Origin of the sequence: Rhodoplanes sp. P11 (assembly GCF_964266735.1) — a bacterium.
Classification (GTDB): Bacteria; Pseudomonadota; Alphaproteobacteria; order Rhizobiales; family Xanthobacteraceae; genus Rhodoplanes; species Rhodoplanes serenus.
The window spans coordinates 416,829-432,643 of sequence record NZ_CAXWGY010000017.1; the positions used below are offsets into that span (position 1 = coordinate 416,829).

The 15,815-nt window shown below is 68.8% G+C and carries 13 protein-coding genes; 7 read left to right on the forward strand and 6 right to left on the reverse strand.

The window, feature by feature from the left end; genetic code table 11:
- Positions 1-5: 5 nt before the first annotated feature.
- Positions 6-500: a hypothetical protein gene (locus tag ACFQUV_RS16415; RefSeq protein ID WP_129611721.1), complete on the reverse strand. Its 495-nt coding sequence runs from the start codon at positions 498-500 to the stop codon at positions 6-8.
- 2 nt (positions 501-502) lie between these two features.
- Entirely contained in the window at positions 503-1,543 is a 1,041-nt protein-coding gene (locus ACFQUV_RS16420; RefSeq protein WP_129611722.1) for a tripartite tricarboxylate transporter substrate binding protein, read from the reverse strand.
- A gap of 200 nt (positions 1,544-1,743) precedes the next feature.
- Between ACFQUV_RS16420 and ACFQUV_RS16425 the strand changes: the two genes are divergently transcribed.
- From ACFQUV_RS16425 to ACFQUV_RS16435, 3 genes are all read left to right on the forward strand, one after another.
- Positions 1,744-2,598 (forward strand): polysaccharide deacetylase family protein, encoded by an 855-nt coding sequence (locus ACFQUV_RS16425; RefSeq protein WP_165364189.1) that lies wholly within the window; start codon positions 1,744-1,746, stop codon positions 2,596-2,598.
- A gap of 79 nt (positions 2,599-2,677) precedes the next feature.
- Positions 2,678-3,520 (forward strand): GntR family transcriptional regulator, encoded by an 843-nt coding sequence (locus ACFQUV_RS16430; protein ID WP_129611724.1) that lies wholly within the window; start codon positions 2,678-2,680, stop codon positions 3,518-3,520.
- A 114-nt stretch (positions 3,521-3,634) separates the two neighbouring features.
- On the forward strand, positions 3,635-3,874 hold the full coding sequence (locus ACFQUV_RS16435) for a zinc ribbon domain-containing protein (RefSeq protein ID WP_378395271.1): 240 nt from the start codon (positions 3,635-3,637) through the stop codon (positions 3,872-3,874).
- Positions 3,875-3,943: 69 nt separating this feature from the next.
- Here ACFQUV_RS16435 and ACFQUV_RS16440 read toward each other — a convergent pair whose 3' ends face one another.
- On the reverse strand, positions 3,944-7,156 hold the full coding sequence (locus tag ACFQUV_RS16440) for a trypsin-like peptidase domain-containing protein (RefSeq protein WP_129610282.1): 3,213 nt from the start codon (positions 7,154-7,156) through the stop codon (positions 3,944-3,946).
- 281 nt (positions 7,157-7,437) lie between these two features.
- Entirely contained in the window at positions 7,438-7,737 is a 300-nt protein-coding gene (locus ACFQUV_RS16445) for an antibiotic biosynthesis monooxygenase (protein ID WP_129610327.1), read from the reverse strand.
- Positions 7,738-8,397: 660 nt separating this feature from the next.
- Between ACFQUV_RS16445 and ACFQUV_RS16450 the strand changes: the two genes are divergently transcribed.
- Positions 8,398-8,781, forward strand: coding sequence for an H-NS family nucleoid-associated regulatory protein (locus tag ACFQUV_RS16450; protein ID WP_111383417.1), 384 nt, complete (start codon positions 8,398-8,400; stop codon positions 8,779-8,781).
- A gap of 127 nt (positions 8,782-8,908) precedes the next feature.
- Here the strand turns inward: ACFQUV_RS16450 and ACFQUV_RS16455 are convergent, their stop codons facing one another.
- Both ACFQUV_RS16455 and ACFQUV_RS16460 read right to left on the reverse strand, forming a co-directional pair.
- Positions 8,909-9,604, reverse strand: a complete 696-nt coding sequence (locus ACFQUV_RS16455) for a class I SAM-dependent methyltransferase (RefSeq protein WP_244601656.1) — start codon at positions 9,602-9,604, stop codon at positions 8,909-8,911.
- Positions 9,605-9,608: 4 nt separating this feature from the next.
- Complete coding sequence (locus ACFQUV_RS16460) at positions 9,609-10,841, reverse strand: DUF3419 family protein (RefSeq protein WP_244601657.1); 1,233 nt, start codon at positions 10,839-10,841, stop codon at positions 9,609-9,611.
- Positions 10,842-11,329: 488 nt separating this feature from the next.
- Here ACFQUV_RS16460 and ACFQUV_RS16465 point away from each other — a divergent pair, with 488 nt between their 5' ends.
- From ACFQUV_RS16465 to ACFQUV_RS16475, 3 genes are all read left to right on the forward strand, one after another.
- Positions 11,330-13,381 carry an AGE family epimerase/isomerase gene (locus tag ACFQUV_RS16465; protein WP_129610286.1) on the forward strand — a complete coding sequence of 684 codons (2,052 nt, stop codon included), beginning with the start codon at positions 11,330-11,332 and terminating at the stop codon, positions 13,379-13,381.
- Between the two features lie 30 nt (positions 13,382-13,411).
- Positions 13,412-14,959 (forward strand): type 1 glutamine amidotransferase domain-containing protein, encoded by a 1,548-nt coding sequence (locus ACFQUV_RS16470; RefSeq protein ID WP_129610288.1) that lies wholly within the window; start codon positions 13,412-13,414, stop codon positions 14,957-14,959.
- Positions 14,960-15,088: 129 nt separating this feature from the next.
- Complete coding sequence (locus tag ACFQUV_RS16475; protein ID WP_129610290.1) at positions 15,089-15,799, forward strand: EthD family reductase; 711 nt, start codon at positions 15,089-15,091, stop codon at positions 15,797-15,799.
- Positions 15,800-15,815 lie beyond the last annotated feature (16 nt).

Below are 15,815 nucleotides of genomic sequence, written 5' to 3' on the forward strand. Positions count from 1 at the left end.
CGATACTACGGTTTGGTCTCCGGCGGTATGGTCGGCGGCGTGCCGCCCATGAACACCGGCGTGAGGACATGCGAGCGGTAGAGCCAGCGGCCGCCGCGGTGCACGCAGACGCTGACCACGTCGGCAATCAGGATCGCCGGCAGCGAGGGAAGCACCGGCAGGCCATCCGCCGCGTAGAGCAGGAGGATGCAGTGCAGGGTGGCGGCATTGTCGCTGCCCGCCTCGTCGCCGCCGGCCGACTCGAGCCGGAAGTTGGTGACCACGTGCCGCGCCGTGCGGGCGCCACGCTGCTCTCGCCAGGCGTAGAAGCCGCGGATGGCGTCGCGTCCGTCCATCCGCGTGTCGCCGATCGCGAACAGGCCGTCGGCGACGTAGAACGCCTCGCCGCCGCGGCCGTGATTGAAGTCGACGTCGTGCCAGTAGTCGGTCTCGAACGTCGTCAGGGCCTGAAGGAGCGCGCCGCGATCGCGGCCTCCACGGTCGGCCGGGTCGAAGGTCATCGTCACTCCTGCACGTGGATGCCGGCCTTCTCGATCACCGCCTTGTTGAAGGCGAGCTGCTCGTCGAGGAAGCGGTCGAGCTCCTTCGGGGTCGACCCGACAGGATCGACCACCAGTTCCTGAAGCCGTTTGGCGACGGCCGGCGACTGCACGGCGGCGGTGATCGCCTTCGACATCCTCTCGACGATGGCGGGCGGCGTCTTGGCCGGGGCGAATACCGCGACCCACATCGGAAACGCGAAGCCCGGCAGCGTCTCGGCGACGGTCGGAATGTCCGGCTGCTTCGGCGAGCGCTCCGTGGTGCTGACGGCCAGCGCACGGACGCGCCCGTCCTGGATGTTGGGAAGCTGCGGTGCGAGGCCGTCGATGACCAGCTGGATCTGGCCGCCGAGCAGCGCCGCGGTGGTCTGCCCGCTGCCTCGATAGGGCACATGGATCATGTCGAGGCCGGCCTGCGCCTTGAACGCCTCCAGCGGGATGTGCGAGGCGCCGCCGATGCCGCTGGAGCCGAACGCATACTTGCCGGGGTTCTTCTTCACCAGGGCGATGAACTCGGGCAGCGTCTTGGCCGGCAGATCGGGCGTCGTCACCATCACGAGCGGATAGCGGGTCACCAGCGACACGGCCGCGAAGTCGTCGCGCACGGCGTAGCCCGGGTTCTTGTAGACATAGGGCAGCGACGCCATGCCGGGGCCGGAGAACAGGAACGTGTAGCCGTCGGGCTCCGCCTTGGCGACCGCGCGGGTGGCGATCAGGCCGCCGGCGGCGCCGTTGTTCTCGACGACGACGCGCTGGGGCAGCTCGCGGCTCAGCCCGTCGGCGAGCAGGCGCGCCATCAGGTCGATGCCGCCGCCGGCCGCCGAGGTGACGAGGAAGCGGATCGGCCGCTCGGGCCACGACTCGGTCGCCGCTGTCGCGGCGGCGTCTCGTCCGGCCGTCTGGGCGTGGGCCGCACCGGACCCGAAGTCCGTCGTCAGGACGGTGCTCATCACGACGGCGCTGGTTGCTGCCGCGATGGTCGCGAGCTGTCGAAGCGGGGGCATGGTCGGCTCCTTCCCTACGTTCCTCGGTGCGGCGCGGGTGCCGCTCGTTCTTGACTTGAAGATTATTAATAATTAATCAGAGACCCAGATGCAACTCCCCGCCGATGACGTCGCTTCGCGGCGCCGCCCTCGCTGCACTTGTCTCGCCGCGGTGCGACGGCTCCGGAGAGAGCCGGTGGGGCACGATCGGAGGATGTTCAGTGGAGCGCGCGAACGGGCCGGCCTGGCCGAACGGAAAGCGGATCGCCGTCGCTGTCACGGTGATGTACGAGACCTGGGCCGAGGGGAAGGCGCCGAATTACTCGGTGCAGACCACGCATTTGAAGCCCGGCACCGTGGATCTGGCCGGCCGCGCCTGGTCCACCTACGGGGCGCGGGTCGGGGTGTGGCGCATCGTGCGCACCCTCGACCGATTGCAGATTCCCGGCACCTTCTTCACCAATGCGCGCTGCGCCGAGCTCTATCCCGACACGGTGACGCAGATCGTCCGCTCCGGCCACGACGTCGGCGGCCACAACTACACCCAGGACGCGCTGCTCGCCTACATGGAGCCGGACGAGGAGCGGGCGACGATCGCACGGTGCCTCGGCATCCTGGAGGAGAAGGCCGGCCGGCGCCCGACCGGCTGGCTCTCCTCGGTGCTCGCCTTCACCGAGAACACCACCAGCTTCCTGGCTGCCGAGAAGCTGAAATGGCACGCCGACGTCACTTACATCGATCTGCCGCATCGGATCGAGACGCCGAACGGGGTGCTCGCCGCGGTGCCCAACAGCGACTTCACCGACAACCGGGTCCTGCGCTCGAGCCCACGTGATTTGTGGGACGTCTACAAGGGCACGTTCGATTATCTCTATCGCAACGAGCCGATGTCGATGTTGGTGCTGACGCTCCACTGCCATTTCGGCGGACGGCCGATGATCATGGCGGTGTTCGAGGAGATCGTCCGCTACATGCAGCAGTTCCCGGACGTGTGGTTCGCCCGGCACGAGGAACTGGCCGACTGGGCGCTGGCGGCGGCGGCGCCGGAGCATAGCTATCGGGCACGGTTCTTCTGACGCCACCGGCGGCTCGCGTCGGCTTGTCATCTCCGGGCGCGCCGCGTAAGTCGCAGGCGCTTCGGGCGAGGACGAGACGATGGCGAAACCGGGACGACGCAGCAGACCTGTCGCGGCGACACGCGACCGGAAGCCGGCGTCGTCCGGTTCCGCCTCGTCCGCGCCGCGGCCGGCCGCGAAGCCGCATCCGAAGGCGGCCGCCACTGCCAAGGTCGTCGCCGAGGCCGCCTCCAAGGCTGACGCGAAGCCTGACGCGAAGCCGCCCCGTCCCGTCCCGCCGCCCGAGGAGCCGCCGCCGTCGCGCAGCCTGTGGCTCGCGGAGGTGCTGCGCGACCGCATCATCACCGGCGTCTACGCGCCGGGCGAGCGCCTTCGCGAGGCGCAGCTCCGCGCCGAGTTCGGCTTTTCCAACGGGCCGATCCGCGAGGCGCTGCAAGCCGTGGTGGCGGCCGGGCTGGCGGAGCGTCCGCCGTTCCAGGGGGTGCGGGTCAAGCGCCTCTCCGAGCGGGAGATCGTCGAGCTGTTCCAGGTGCGCCTGGCGCTGCTCGAATACGCCGTCGAGCTGGCGGCGCGCCAGGTGACGCCCGAGACCGTGGCGGCCGCGGCGGAGCTCAAGCGCAGCATCGACGCCGCCTTCGACAAGCTCGACGAGGGGCACCCGGCGTTCGGCGGACGGATGTCGCAATGGCTGCTGGCGGCGGCCGGCAACCGGATCATGCGAGAGATCTGGGACAACACCATGCAGCAGACGCTGATCTACGTGAACGCATCGTTCGCCAAGAGCCGCGGCCGCAAGAGCCGGATGCTCCTGCGCGCGCTCATCGATCACATCTGCGACGGTGATGTGGCGGCGGCCCGCCGGACCGCCCGGGCCCTGACGGTCCAGACCCTCGCCGATCTCGGGATCGCCGGCACGCTGTAGGCCGCTGCGAAGGCCGCGAGCCTCCAGGCGGCGTCGCGCCCTCTTGCGCGGCGCGTGGCCATGGGGCACTAGACGGCGCCCCCGCTCCCTGAATGCCAGACCTTTGGAGGCGTCATGCCGCTCTACGGCTATGCGTGCAAGAGCTGTGGCCACATGTTCCAGACGCTCGTCCGCTCCTCGGACGTGCCGACCTGCCCGGCCTGTGCCAGCGGCGATCTCGAGCAGCAGCTGTCGTTGATCGCGTCGCCCGCCAAGGGCGGCTCCGATCCCGAGCCGGTGTGCGCCGGCGGGGGTGGCGGCTGCGGCCAGTGCTGCGGCATGGGGGCCGGGATGGGACTGGGCGGCTGCGGCTGAGCGCGGCCGGCGCCGGGGCGCCAGCCGGATTTCTGTCTCGCCGCCGGCGGGCGCCGCCCTGGCCGTCGATCAGGCGGCGCGGTCTCGCCGGCTGCCGTGATCGGGCCTTTCGGCCAGCCAGCGATCGATCATTGTATCGAGACCGCGGTCGCTAAGGTCGACCTCGGTCGTTGCTGCGACATTGCCGAGCGACAGGCGCACCAGCACGGGCCGGTGATCGGAGACGTTCGCCACGAAGCCGTCGACCGAGCGCTCGCGCGCCACGATGAAGAAATCCGCCCCGCCCACTGTCCGGGTCAGGTTCGACGACAGGAAGATGTTGTCGATGAGGGATTTCGGCGACTTCAGATAGGTGAAGCCGCCGGCCTTCTCGTCGCTCGCAGCCATTGCGGTGAAGCCGCCGTCCTGCAAGGCGTTGAGATCGCCGGAGGCGAGTGGCGCATTGACATCGCCGCCCAAGATGATGTCCGCATCTCCGGATTCGCGGATCAGTGCACCAGTGGCCCGCATCAGCAGCCGAGCCGCGAGCCGGCGGCGGACGCTGCCCTCTGCCATCGCCTTGAGGTGCAGCGGCACCAGAAAGAAGTCGAATGGCGCGCCGGGGCGGGCTGGAGTACGGGTGCCGCCGAGAGTGAACCGGAACAGGCCCGGGAAGCGGTCGAACACCTTGCCATGCACCGCTTCCTCACGAGCACGCGGGTCGCGGCTGTCGAGATCGAACAGCGCCAGGGCCTCGTCGGGCCAGCGGGCCGGCTCGCCCCTCACCGTGGCGGTCCTCCAGATCACCGCGGTGGACTGCTTGCCCTCGGGGGCGTCGGGTTCCGACAGGGCATAGCCATAGTCTTGGCCGAACAGGTCGCGGAGCACCCGCACCAGCTCGACGACGGCGCGCGGCGAGACTTCCTCGAGGCCCCAGACGTCGAGATTGAGGTCGGCGATCACCCGTGCGGCGCCGTGCAGCTTCTCGGGGTCGCGCCAGCGGTTCGCCAGCCACTCGACGTTCCAGAAGGCGATGTCGACGTCCTGGTCGGTGCCGCGATAGGTGTCGACCACCGCCTCGACCCCGTCTTTGCCGCTGAGTGGGCGGCCGAGCCCGCCGAAATAGCCGGTCAGTGAGTCCGATCCGGTGATGGCGTCGAGCACCACCGATGCCATTGCGGCATCGTCGGCGCGGCGCTTCACCCGGTTCTCGAGATCAATCGCGATGGCGCCGATCTTGATGCCTTCGTTGACGATTGTGGTCCTGCCACCATCGGGTAGGGGAAGCTGGAGATTCTGGCGGGCGTGGTGGAGCGCCACCAGCCGACCCTGCTGGTCGAGCACCGGCGCGCCGGACGAGCCCTCATCGGTGTCGGACGTATAATGGATGAGGGCCGAGTCGATGTTCAGCACGTCGGTATCGTCCAGCGAGATCCGCTTGGGCTGGCCTCGCGGGTGGTGGATGACATACGCTTGCTCCCAACGTTCGACCGTGAAGGAGGCCCGCTCCATCGGAATTGTGCCGTATTTCTTGGCGGCAGCCTCCTCGATCCACACGAAGGTGAAGTCGAGCCCACCGGCGACCGGACTGGTCACGAACAGCCGGTCGGGATCGACCCGGAAGGTCTCGGCGGAGACGGCAGTACCGACGCCATTCAGCAGGTCGGCGCCGCGCACCTCGAAATCGAATTCGACCGTGGCGGTGCGGGCGACCGTGACGGAGTTGAGGACGTGGTGATTGGTCAGCAATAGGTTGGGGCCGACCAAGAAGCCGGTGCCGCACCACGGCAGGGCGCGGGCGATGCCTTCATAGTCGGTGCCGCGCGCCGTGATGCGGACGACCGCCCGCCGTCGCTCGGCGAGGATCGCCACCAGCGCGGCCGGAGCCGTCACCTCGCGGCCGACCGCTGCCTCCACCCTCAGGGTGCGGAACCCTCTGAGCATGTGGGCCGGATCATCGACCGGGGCGGCACCGGCGAGGTCGCCGAACGGCGGCACCTCGGTGGAGGGCTCGCGGAGGAACGGCGGGTCCTGAATCGGCGTGACGACGTCCGACCCGGCCGTCTCCGGATCGCGTGGCGGGGCTGAGAATGCGGGTGTCGTCGGTGGCGTGCCGGCCTCCGGTTCGCTCCCCCGCGCCCGCACCGGCACCGGCCGGGCCGGCACGTCGCGGGCCGCGACATCCGCCAGCACGGCTTGGAAGCGCCGCGCCACGCGGGCAAAGCCGTCGCTGGTCGGGTGCAACTCGTCGGCCCAGTCGGTGACGGCCGGCAACGTCCCGCGGACGTCGACCTGCCAGGCGGTCGGGAAGGCTCCGCCCGCATTGTTGCCGCCGCACAGCCGCGCCTGGAGGGCGCCGAGGCGATCGATCATCGCGGCCACGATGCCGCGCTGGAGGGCAGGGTCGGCGATCCGGCGTCGGGTCATCGGACCGCCGAGCCACTGGTCGCGGGCGGCCCACCAGGGCCGACGCGGATCGCCGGCGCCGGCCGGGATGGCGCGGTCGTAGCCGTGCAGCACCACTGCGACCCGGCGCCCGAAGGTTCGGTCGATGGTGTCGAGCAGGGTTCGATAAGCCTTCTCGATGAAGGCGAGGCGCTCCGCGAAAGCGTCGGTCTCGATATACCAGTGGGCCGGCCGGCCGGGCTCGAAGTCGCGCAGCACTTTGTACATGACCGGCGTGCCATCCGGCTCGACGCCGATGAGGTCGTTGCCGGCGGCGGAGAACAGCAGCGCCAGCGGGCGCTCCTGGCTCGCGATGGCGTCGACGTATTCGGCCGCTTTGCCGACCATGCGGGCGAGCGTGTCGCCGGCCTCGCTGGTGCACCAGATCAGATAGGCGGGGTCGAGCTGGTCGATCACGTCGTCCAGCAGCAGCGGGAACTGGAACCAGGAGTCGCCCTCGGCGACGAGCACCGGCAGCCGCTCGCCACGGGTGCGGCGCCGCTTGAAACGGGCCTGCCGGCGGAATCGGGCGATGCCGTTCGCCCAGTCCATCGCGAAGGCGTTCTCGACTCGGAAGCTCTCGATCGTGTCCAACTCGACCCGCTGCGGGTCGATGGTCAGCACCGGGGCGAACGGCCGCGACGATGATGGATCGCCGGTGAAGTAGGGGCGCAGCGCGGCGTCCGGCACATCGATGTCCTGGAGCCGCCGCTCGAGCTCGGCGAACGAGATGCGAGGGACGTCGCCGTCCCGGTGCGCCGGCGTGTCGTTGGGGCGTGCCGGGAGGTGTGCGGATGCGCCGTCCGGCCGTGCGGGCGCCTCTTCCGACTGCGTCGACACTCGCGTGCAATCGTTCATCACCGCTGTCTCCTTTGTTGAAGGGACGTCAAGCCAAGAGGCAGCGCCGGCGATCCCGCCCGCACGGGCGGCCGGTCGATGGGTGGTGCTGATCTGAATTCGAGGGCTCTCCTCGACGAACCGCCGATGGCCGCTAGCCGCAACGAGGCGGCGCTGCTCTCAGGTGTGATGATGCCGGACCAGACAGATCGGTCTAATCACATTGCCGTCACCGGAGGTTTTGCTGCGCGAAAGTTTCGCTATTTGCGCGAGCCAGCGAAACGCCGCCGCCGTCACCCGGCTCAGAAGCCGTGCACGATCTCTCGGACGTGCTCCACCTCGGGCGGCGCCGCGAAGGTATGTCCGACGCAGGCGCGCCATTCCTGGAAATCGGGCGAGCCGCGGAAATCGACCGTGTGGTTTTCGAGGGTTTCCCAGCGCACGAACAGCCGATAGCGGGTCGGCTTCTCGATGCTCCGTTGCAGCGTCACGCCGGAGCATCCCTTGGCCCGGCGGAAGAGCGGCACCGCCTTGGTGACCCCGGCTTCGAACTCGGCCTCCTGGCCCGGCTTTACCTCGATCTGAGCGATCTCCAGAATCATCACGGCCTCGTCGCGCTGCGGGAAAGGTATCGACAATTCGCCATGATGCGTCGGGTATCGGAACCGTGCAATCGAGCCGACGGGGCGGCTGCCATGCGGGCGGTGCGGCTCAGGTGCAGCACCCTCCGAGTTTCCGCCGTGCCATGGGGGAAAGCCGCGGGCCTGCGAGGCTTCGTCGGCGATGACGAATTCGCCAGCGCATAACAATTGTCCGGCAAAGCCGATGCCGGCTGCCGTCGGACATGCGATCACGGAAGGACGTCTGGAGCGAAGTCCGTTCCACTTCGATTCGCATTCCATTCTAAGACGGGTTCCTTACATGAAACTTTCAATTGTGCGCCGCTACGCTTTTTGGTTGCGAATTAGGTTGGTTATAGTACATTCCGGCCGGTGGGTGTTTCGTTGTTCGGCCCTGCATGGTCCGACCAAGAAATTCTCGTTATAGGACGATATGAACGGCTGCCGGATCAGCAGCTTTCAGCAACCGGGGGTAAGGCATTCGTCGATACGCAATCGATCGGTGGGTTATTTCTCATGTTTTTTCTTGCGACGAACCGAAACCCGTGACAGAGCTTTACTCGTCAAGTGGCCTCTCCCGGTTTTTGCGACCGGATCACGTTCATCCGCCGAAACCGCCTCAATCCTTTTCAGGAGCCGAGAATGGCTGCCGTCAATCTGAAAGCCATGGATGTCGATGCCCTGCTGGCCCTTCGTGCCGAGATCGACAGCACGTTGGAGGAGCGTAGTCGCGAGCTCAAGAAGCAGCTGAGCGCGCTCGAATCCGCCCGCGGACGCCCGGCGCGCAGCGCCGCGTCGGGGCGCTCCAGCGCCCTGAAAGGGGTCAAGGTGGCGCCCAAGTATCGCGGCCCCAATGGTGAGACCTGGGCGGGGCGGGGGGCGCATCCGAAGTGGCTCGCGGCGCTGCTCGACGAAGGGCACAGCCTGGAGGAGTTCGCCATCGACGGTGGCGGCGAGGAGGCTGCCGAGGAGGAGAAGCCGGTCCGCAAGGCCAGCCGCGGCGGTGGCCGTCGCAAGCGCGGCTGAGCGGACGAGCTGGCCGCCTCCGCCGCGGTGGCGGGACGATCCGGCACGAGGCTTCAATACGTCGATCAGGGCGCCGTGCGCAGCACGGCGTGTCTATCAGCAGGCCGTGCGCAGCACGGCGTGTCGATCAACAAGTCGTGCGCAGCACGGCGCGCTGGGAATAGCCGCGATAGGGGCGGGTGACCGACAGGGTGGCACCGATCGTCGCCGCCGAGGCCGCCAGGTGCTCTTCGAGACGATCGCGCGGCGTCACGTCGAACAGGGCCAGCCAGCGGCGCAGTGCCCTCCGCGCGGCGGCGGGCAGCCCCTCCTGGGCGCCGAAGTCGACGATCTGAAGCTCGCCCCCCGGTGCCACCGCGGCGAGCGCGCGGTCCAGCGCCGCCTCCCAATCCGGGATCATCGACAGCGTGTAGGAGAAGTAGACGCGCTCGAATGCCGGCTCGCCGAACACGGCGGCGGGATCGAGCAGGGTGGCATCGGCCCGGGCGAGCCCGATGCGCGATGCGAGGCCGGCACGGGCGACGCCGCGCGCCGCGCTCGCCAGCATCTCGCCCGACACGTCGACGCCAAAGAAGCGCGCCGCCGGATAGCGCCGTGCCGCCCGCACCAGGTTGCGGCCGGTGCCGCAGCCGATCTCCAGCACGCGGTGGCCGGGCGCCGGCGCGAGATCGCGAATCAGCCCGTCGCGACCGAGCAGATAATACTTGCGCGTCAGATCGTAGACGTGCCGCTGGTGGCGGTACATCCGGTCCATGCGGTGTGCCGCGTCGGCCGCGACCCTGGCACCCATGCGGTCCGGCCCAGCGGCGCTCCGCTCCAGCATGGCGTCAGTCCGCCAGGACATAGAGATGGAAGCCGCCATAGATGGCGGAGCGGTCGCGTGCCGTGAAGGCCCGCGAGGCCGCCTCCTCGTAGCGCCAGCGCGCCAGGATCGCGGCGTCGAGGCGGCCCGGCAGCAGGCTCGGCTCGGCGGCGGTGCGGAAGATGACGCGGGCGCCCGGCCGGGCGGTGCGGGTGATCTCGCCCCACAGTGCATCGAGCTGGGCGTCGGTCATCCAGTCCTGGGCGTCGAGCAGGACGTAGCGGTCCACCGACGCGGCCGGCTGCGCGGCGAGATGCTCGGTCATCACCGCGTTGACGACGGCCACGCGATGAGCCCGCGCGCTCACCGCCGGGAAGTTCGCCTGTTCCAGATAGGGCGGCACCGGGTCGTGCTCGTCGCCGCCGTAGCGGCGCCCGAACGCCTGCCAGGCGAAGTAGTTCTGATCGAGGTCGAACCCGCAGGTGAGGCGCTCGACGCGGCTGCGCAGGACGCTCGCCATGTCGCTGCCGGCCGAGGCCAGCGCGGCATGCTGGGCCGGCGGGATGCCGAGCCCGTAGAGTGCGAACGGCCGCTCCGCCGCCCAGCGCACGAATCGCTTCTCGAACAGCGGCGCCAGCAGCGTCTCGAAGGCGCGCGCCTGCTCGTCGCGCGAGCGGGCTTGCAGAACCGCCCGCAGGTCGACGCCGTAGAGCCGCGCCACCGCGTGGCCGAGCCCGATGAAGCGGCCGAGCAGCCCGTGCCGGTAGACATTGCGGGCGAACATCGAGATGCGCGGGCGCCCGATCCCGAAGGCGCCGCGGCCTTCCCAGTAGGCGCGCGTCGTCGCGTCGAGCCGCGGTGCGAGATGATTCCAATAGGCCGCGACATTGGCGGGGTCGTCGGCGCTGCCGAAGAAGCGATGGAAGGCGCGCCACGACGGCAGATGCCGCGCTGCCGCGAGCTTGAGGCGCACCAGCGCCACATGCGCGGTGTTGACGTCGACCGCGGTGATGCGGGCCGGATCGGCGACCAGATACGAGAGCACGTTGCAGCCCCCCGACGCGATGGCGACGACGTGACAGCCGCGATCGATCGCCAGCGCCTCCATGTCGACGGCGGGGTCCTCCCAAATCTGGGGATAGACCAGACCACGAAACATCCAGGCGAACAGCGCCTCGGACAGGCCCTGACGCGAGAGCGCGGGCGTGCGGCGAACGGCGGCGCTGACGCCGCATCGAACCTTCGACGACGTGAGCAAACCGGGCCTCGATGTCTAAGAGCTCAGGGAAATGCCTGCCGACGGGGGAGCGGCTGCCGGCCTGTCTATCGGCTGGCCGATGACGGCTTGATGACGCCGGAGGTGGAGAAGAGAGCTGCCGTGCAGTCGCACCGCCGGACCTCGCAGCCGGGTCCGGCGGTGTCGCGGCGGGCGGCGCCCTGCGGTGCCGCGCCTTCCGCGGCGCCGCGATCCGGCCGCGCCGCGATCCCGCGAAGTCGTGATCTATCGCGATTGCTCCCTCAGGTTGTGTTCTCGTTCAATCTCCCGTAATAGTTCCGTTAGCCGAGCATCTGCAACCAAAGCGTGTAGAGCTGAACGTGTCCCGCAGGATCGGCGGATACAGGCCCTGGCCTGCATTCGCCGCGGATCGCACGTCGGCATGGGACGCCTGCCACGGATGCCTCGGGCTTGCCGCCGATCCGTCCCGCGTCACGCGGCCGGCGGCGGCGCGGTCACAAGGGGGATTCATGCGGCACAACTTCACGCAGACGATGACGCTCGCCGGCTCGGTCCAGGACGTCGACGCCACCGCCTCGACCTTCAGCCTGAAGGCGCGCACCGGCGATGTGTTTCGGGTGTTGGTGGGCGAGACCACCACCTATCAGGTGCTCACCAACCTCGATCAGATCGGCCGCGACCGCGTGCCGGAGCCGACGGCGTCGTCAGGCGACGACATTCCCCGCGCGCTGACGAAGTACATCGTGTCGGGGCGCCCGCTGTTCGTCGCCGGCCTCTATCAGCTCGACGGCGAACGCGAGCGCTTCGAGGCCCGCACGATCTATCTGCTGCACTCCGATCCCGGCCGCTATCTGTTCGAGGAGACGCATTGGTGGCTCGCCCAGGTCACCCAGATGGCCGACCGCATCCTCGACCATCTGTTCGATCAGCGCCGCAGCTACACCATCGACGATTTCGCCAAGTTCTACCGCACCAATCTCAACATTCTCGGCCAGCCGGTGGACGACGACGTGCAGGAGAGCGCGGTGCTGTCGCGGCTGCTCTACGATCTCTCCACCGCCTTCCTGATCACCGGGGCGGAGCGCTACTTCCTCGCCGCCAACGCCGCGATGAAGTATCTGCGCGAGGCGTTCCGCTCCGTAAGCCACGACGGCGAGTACTGCTTCTGGGCCTATGGCCGGCGTCGCCACGAGGAGGGCGAGAAGGGCGAGAGCCTGTTCTTCGCGTCCCAGGGACCCGACGACATCGGGACCATTCCGCTCTATGAACAGATCTACTCGATCGCCGGGCTCACTCAATACTATCGCATCACCCTCGACACCGAGGTGCTGGAAGACATCCGGCGCACCATCAACGCCTTCCAGGCGTTCTGGTGGGACCCGCCGGCGGCCCGCGAGAAAGGCTTCGCCGGGACCGGCGGCTACTACTCGCATCTCGATCCGGTGACCATGCGGCCCGATACTCCGGCGCTCGGCGACAACTTCCGCCGCAAGAACTGGAACTCGATCGGCGACCACATCCCGGCCTATCTGATCAATCTGATCCTCACCCTGGAGCCGCTGCCGCAGGGCACCGGGCGCGGTTATTTCGATGCGCTGCTGCACACCTGCATCGGGATCCTGGAGGAGACGACGAGCCTCATCGTCGAGAAGTTTCCCGATCCGAAATCGAGCTATGTCAACGAGCGCTTCCACGACGACTGGACGCCCGACCACACCTATCGCTGGCAGCAGAACCGCGCCGTCGTCGGCCACAACCTGAAGATCGCCTGGAACCTGACGCGCTGCGCCAACTACTTCCACATGCGCGCGGCGCGTCGCCGGGCCATGGGCAAGGCGACCGAGGCGGCGGGCGACGACGATCGTGCCGCGCGCTGCCTCGGGGTGGCCCGCCAGCTCGCCGACCGCATGGCGACTGTCGGCCTCGACGTGATTCGCGGCGGCATCTTCGACTGCGTCGAGCGCGAGCCTTCCGGCGGCATGCCGATCCAGTTCGCGTGGGGCGCCACCAAGGACTTCTGGCAGCAGGAGCAGGGCATTCTCGCCTATCTGGTGCTGCACGGCGCGACCCCGAGCGATCCCCAGTATCTCGGGCTCGCGCGCGAATGCGAAGCCTTCTGGAACCTGTTCTTCCTCGATCGCGAGCGCCAGGGCTACTACTTCCGCACCACCGAGAACGGGCTGCCGATCATCGACGGTCAGTACGGCATGAAGAGCAGCCACGCCATCGGGTATCACGCTTTCGAGCTGGCCTATCTGGCCCATGTCTACACCCGCGCCTTCGTTGATGCGGGCCGCGAGGCGGACAACGGTTTCTGCCTGTTCTTCCGGCTGCGCAAGTCGTCGATCCAGACCAGCATCAACGTGCTGCCGGACTTCATGCCGCCCGGTCGCCTGTCGATCGAGCGCATCGTCGCCAACGGCATCGACGTGACGGCCGACAAGCGGCCCGCCAACCCGGACGACTTCCAGATCCATCTCGACGGTCTCGACGGCGAGCGCACCGACGGCACCATCTCGCTGGTGGTGCAGTTCTCCGCCATCGCGCCGACCGGCGCCTGAACGTCACGTCGCGCAAGCCAGGAGACCGCGATGACCAACACGCCTCTCGCCGGCAAGAAGATCGCCGTGCTCGTCGAGTCCCAGTATATCCCGGGCGAGATCCGCCTCTACCGCGAACGCTTCGCCGCCTATGGTGCGACCGTCGATCTGGTGTCGCGCCTGTGGGGGCAGCCCAGCCTGCGCTTCTACTCGACGGTCGAGCCCGGCGTCGTCGACGAGATCGAATGGATCGACGTCGACAAGGACGTCGCGACGGTGGCGCCGGAGGACTATGCCGCCGTCATCGTCTCGGCCAACTACACCAGCGTGCGACTGCGCTGGAGCGAGCGCGAGGACGTGACCGCCGCCAACGCCGCCGAGGTGGCGCGGAGTGTGCCGGCCGCGCACTTCTTCCGCCGCGCCATGGCGGACCCGCGGATCGTCAAGGCCGCCGCCTGCCACGGCCTGTGGCTGCTGACCACCTCGCCCGATCTGCTCGCCGGCCGCAAGGTGATCTGCAACAAGGTGGTGCTCGCCGACGTTGTCAATGCGGGCGGGCTCTACACGCCTTGCGTCGCCGGCACACCGGAGGATCGCCAGGTGGTGGTCGACGGCGATCTCGTCACCAACAACTCCTGGCATGCCACCGAGGCGCTGATCGATGCCGTGAAGGATGCCATCGTGGCGGGACCCGCGGCGGGCGTGCCCGATCCGCTGCCCCCGCTTCCGGACCCGCGCGGAAAACGTCACGTCCTCGTGGTGCTGTCGGAATGGGGCTACTGGGGCGAGGAGCTGGTCGGGCCGCTGGACGAGTTCGACCGCGCCGGCTGGACGGTCGACTTCTGCACGCCGAACGGACGCCGGCCCAACGCGATTCCCGTCAGCATGGACCCGGACTTCTTCGACCCCGCCCTGATGCGGCCGGTGACGACGCCCGCGATGGCCGCCAAGGTGCGCGAGATCGACGATCCCGCGACCGCGCAGGGGCGCCGCCTGCAAACGCCGATCTCGCTCGCCGCCTGGTTTCCGGATCGGCCCTACTACTCGGCGCCGAGCTTCGTGCGCCTGCTCGAAGCCTACAACCGGGCGCTGGCGGCGGCGCGCGACAGCATCGCGCGTTACGACGCGGTGCTGATCGTCGGCGGCTCCGGGCCGGTGGTCGACCTCGTCAACAACCAGCGCGTCCACGACCTGATCCTGGCGTTCCACGACGCCGGCAAGCCGATCGCGGCGGAGTGCTACGGCGTCGCCTGCCTGGCCTTCGCGCGCGACATGAACATCCGCAAGAGCATCATCTGGGGCAAGCACGTTACCGGGCACTGCCTCGAATACGACTACAAGGACGGCACCGCCTTCGTGCGCGCCCGCAACACGTTCCTGGACTTCAACATGGGGCCGCCACCCTATCCGCTGGAGTTCATCCTGCGCGACGCGACCGGGCCGGACGGTGGGTTCCACGGCAATTTCGGGCATCCGACCAGCGTGCTGGTCGACTACCCTTTCATCACCGGCCGCTCGACGCCGGACAGCACGCTGACCGGCCGCAAGCTGATCGAGGTGCTCGACGGCGATCCGCCGCTGCGCCGCTGGGGCTGGTGAACTCACGCCGGTCGGTCCGGGGGCGCGGCGAAGCCGCGAACCCGGACGCCAGCATCCGATTCCGAAGCACGCAACGGAAGTCCGGGTTCGGCGCGTCGCGCCGTCCCGGAATGACGGAGCAGGTCGCCGATGATCCAGCAGTTCATCTTCGCACATCCCAAGCCCGGGATGAGCGAGGCGGATTTCCAGCGATACTGGGTCGAGGTGCATGCGGTGCGCTATGCGAGCCGCATCCCGCAGATCCGCAAGTACAAGGTGGATACCCGCATCGCTCGACCGGGCGACCCCGCCGATCCGTTGTGGGACGGCGTCGCCGAGATCTGGCTCGATGACGAGGCGGCCGAGGTGGCCTCGCTGGAGTCGCCCGAGCTGATCCAGGGCGCCCGCGCCGACGAGCCCAATTGGGCGGCGTTCTGGCGCACCGTGGTGCTCGATACCACGGCGCATCCGCGGCTGCCCGGGCCGCCCGAGACGCGCGACGCCGCCGGCGTGCTGCTGCTGGTCCTCACCAAGCGCCGCGAGGGCCTGCGTCTCGCCGACTTCCGCGCCCATCTGCTGGGGCCGCACGCCGACAAGGCGGAGGCGCTGCCGGGACTGCGGCGCTATCAGATCGGCCTCGTCCGCGACGCCGCCTATGCGATCGGCGAATCGCCGCTCGATGCCGTCGAGCAGTTCTGGTTCGACGATGCCGACGCGGTGGATGTCGCCGAGGCGTCGCTGCCGCACGCGCTGCTCGCGGCCGATTGGCGCCTGTGCGCCGAGCCGCGGTGGCTGCACCGGATGCTCGTGCGCGAGCACTGGATCATCGGGCCGGAGCCGCGGCCCTATCGGCCTGCATGACTTCTGCGAGGACCCC

Bases quoted from the DNA above. Each gene is read 5' to 3' on its own strand.
- ACFQUV_RS16455 (WP_244601656.1), bottom strand. From the start codon at position 9,604: ATGCTGGAGCGGAGCGCCGCTGGGCCGGACCGCATGGGTGCCAGGGTC.
- ACFQUV_RS16470 (WP_129610288.1), top strand. From the start codon at position 13,412: ATGACCAACACGCCTCTCGCCGGCAAGAAGATCGCCGTGCTCGTCGAG.
- ACFQUV_RS16450 (WP_111383417.1), top strand. From the start codon at position 8,398: ATGGCTGCCGTCAATCTGAAAGCCATGGATGTCGATGCCCTGCTGGCC.
- ACFQUV_RS16415 (WP_129611721.1), bottom strand. From the start codon at position 500: ATGACCTTCGACCCGGCCGACCGTGGAGGCCGCGATCGCGGCGCGCTC.
- ACFQUV_RS16420 (WP_129611722.1), bottom strand. From the start codon at position 1,543: ATGCCCCCGCTTCGACAGCTCGCGACCATCGCGGCAGCAACCAGCGCC.
- ACFQUV_RS16435 (WP_378395271.1), top strand. From the start codon at position 3,635: ATGCCGCTCTACGGCTATGCGTGCAAGAGCTGTGGCCACATGTTCCAG.
- ACFQUV_RS16445 (WP_129610327.1), bottom strand. From the start codon at position 7,737: ATGATTCTGGAGATCGCTCAGATCGAGGTAAAGCCGGGCCAGGAGGCC.
- ACFQUV_RS16475 (WP_129610290.1), top strand. From the start codon at position 15,089: ATGATCCAGCAGTTCATCTTCGCACATCCCAAGCCCGGGATGAGCGAG.
- ACFQUV_RS16430 (WP_129611724.1), top strand. From the start codon at position 2,678: ATGGCGAAACCGGGACGACGCAGCAGACCTGTCGCGGCGACACGCGAC.
- ACFQUV_RS16465 (WP_129610286.1), top strand. From the start codon at position 11,330: ATGCGGCACAACTTCACGCAGACGATGACGCTCGCCGGCTCGGTCCAG.
- ACFQUV_RS16440 (WP_129610282.1), bottom strand. From the start codon at position 7,156: ATGAACGATTGCACGCGAGTGTCGACGCAGTCGGAAGAGGCGCCCGCA.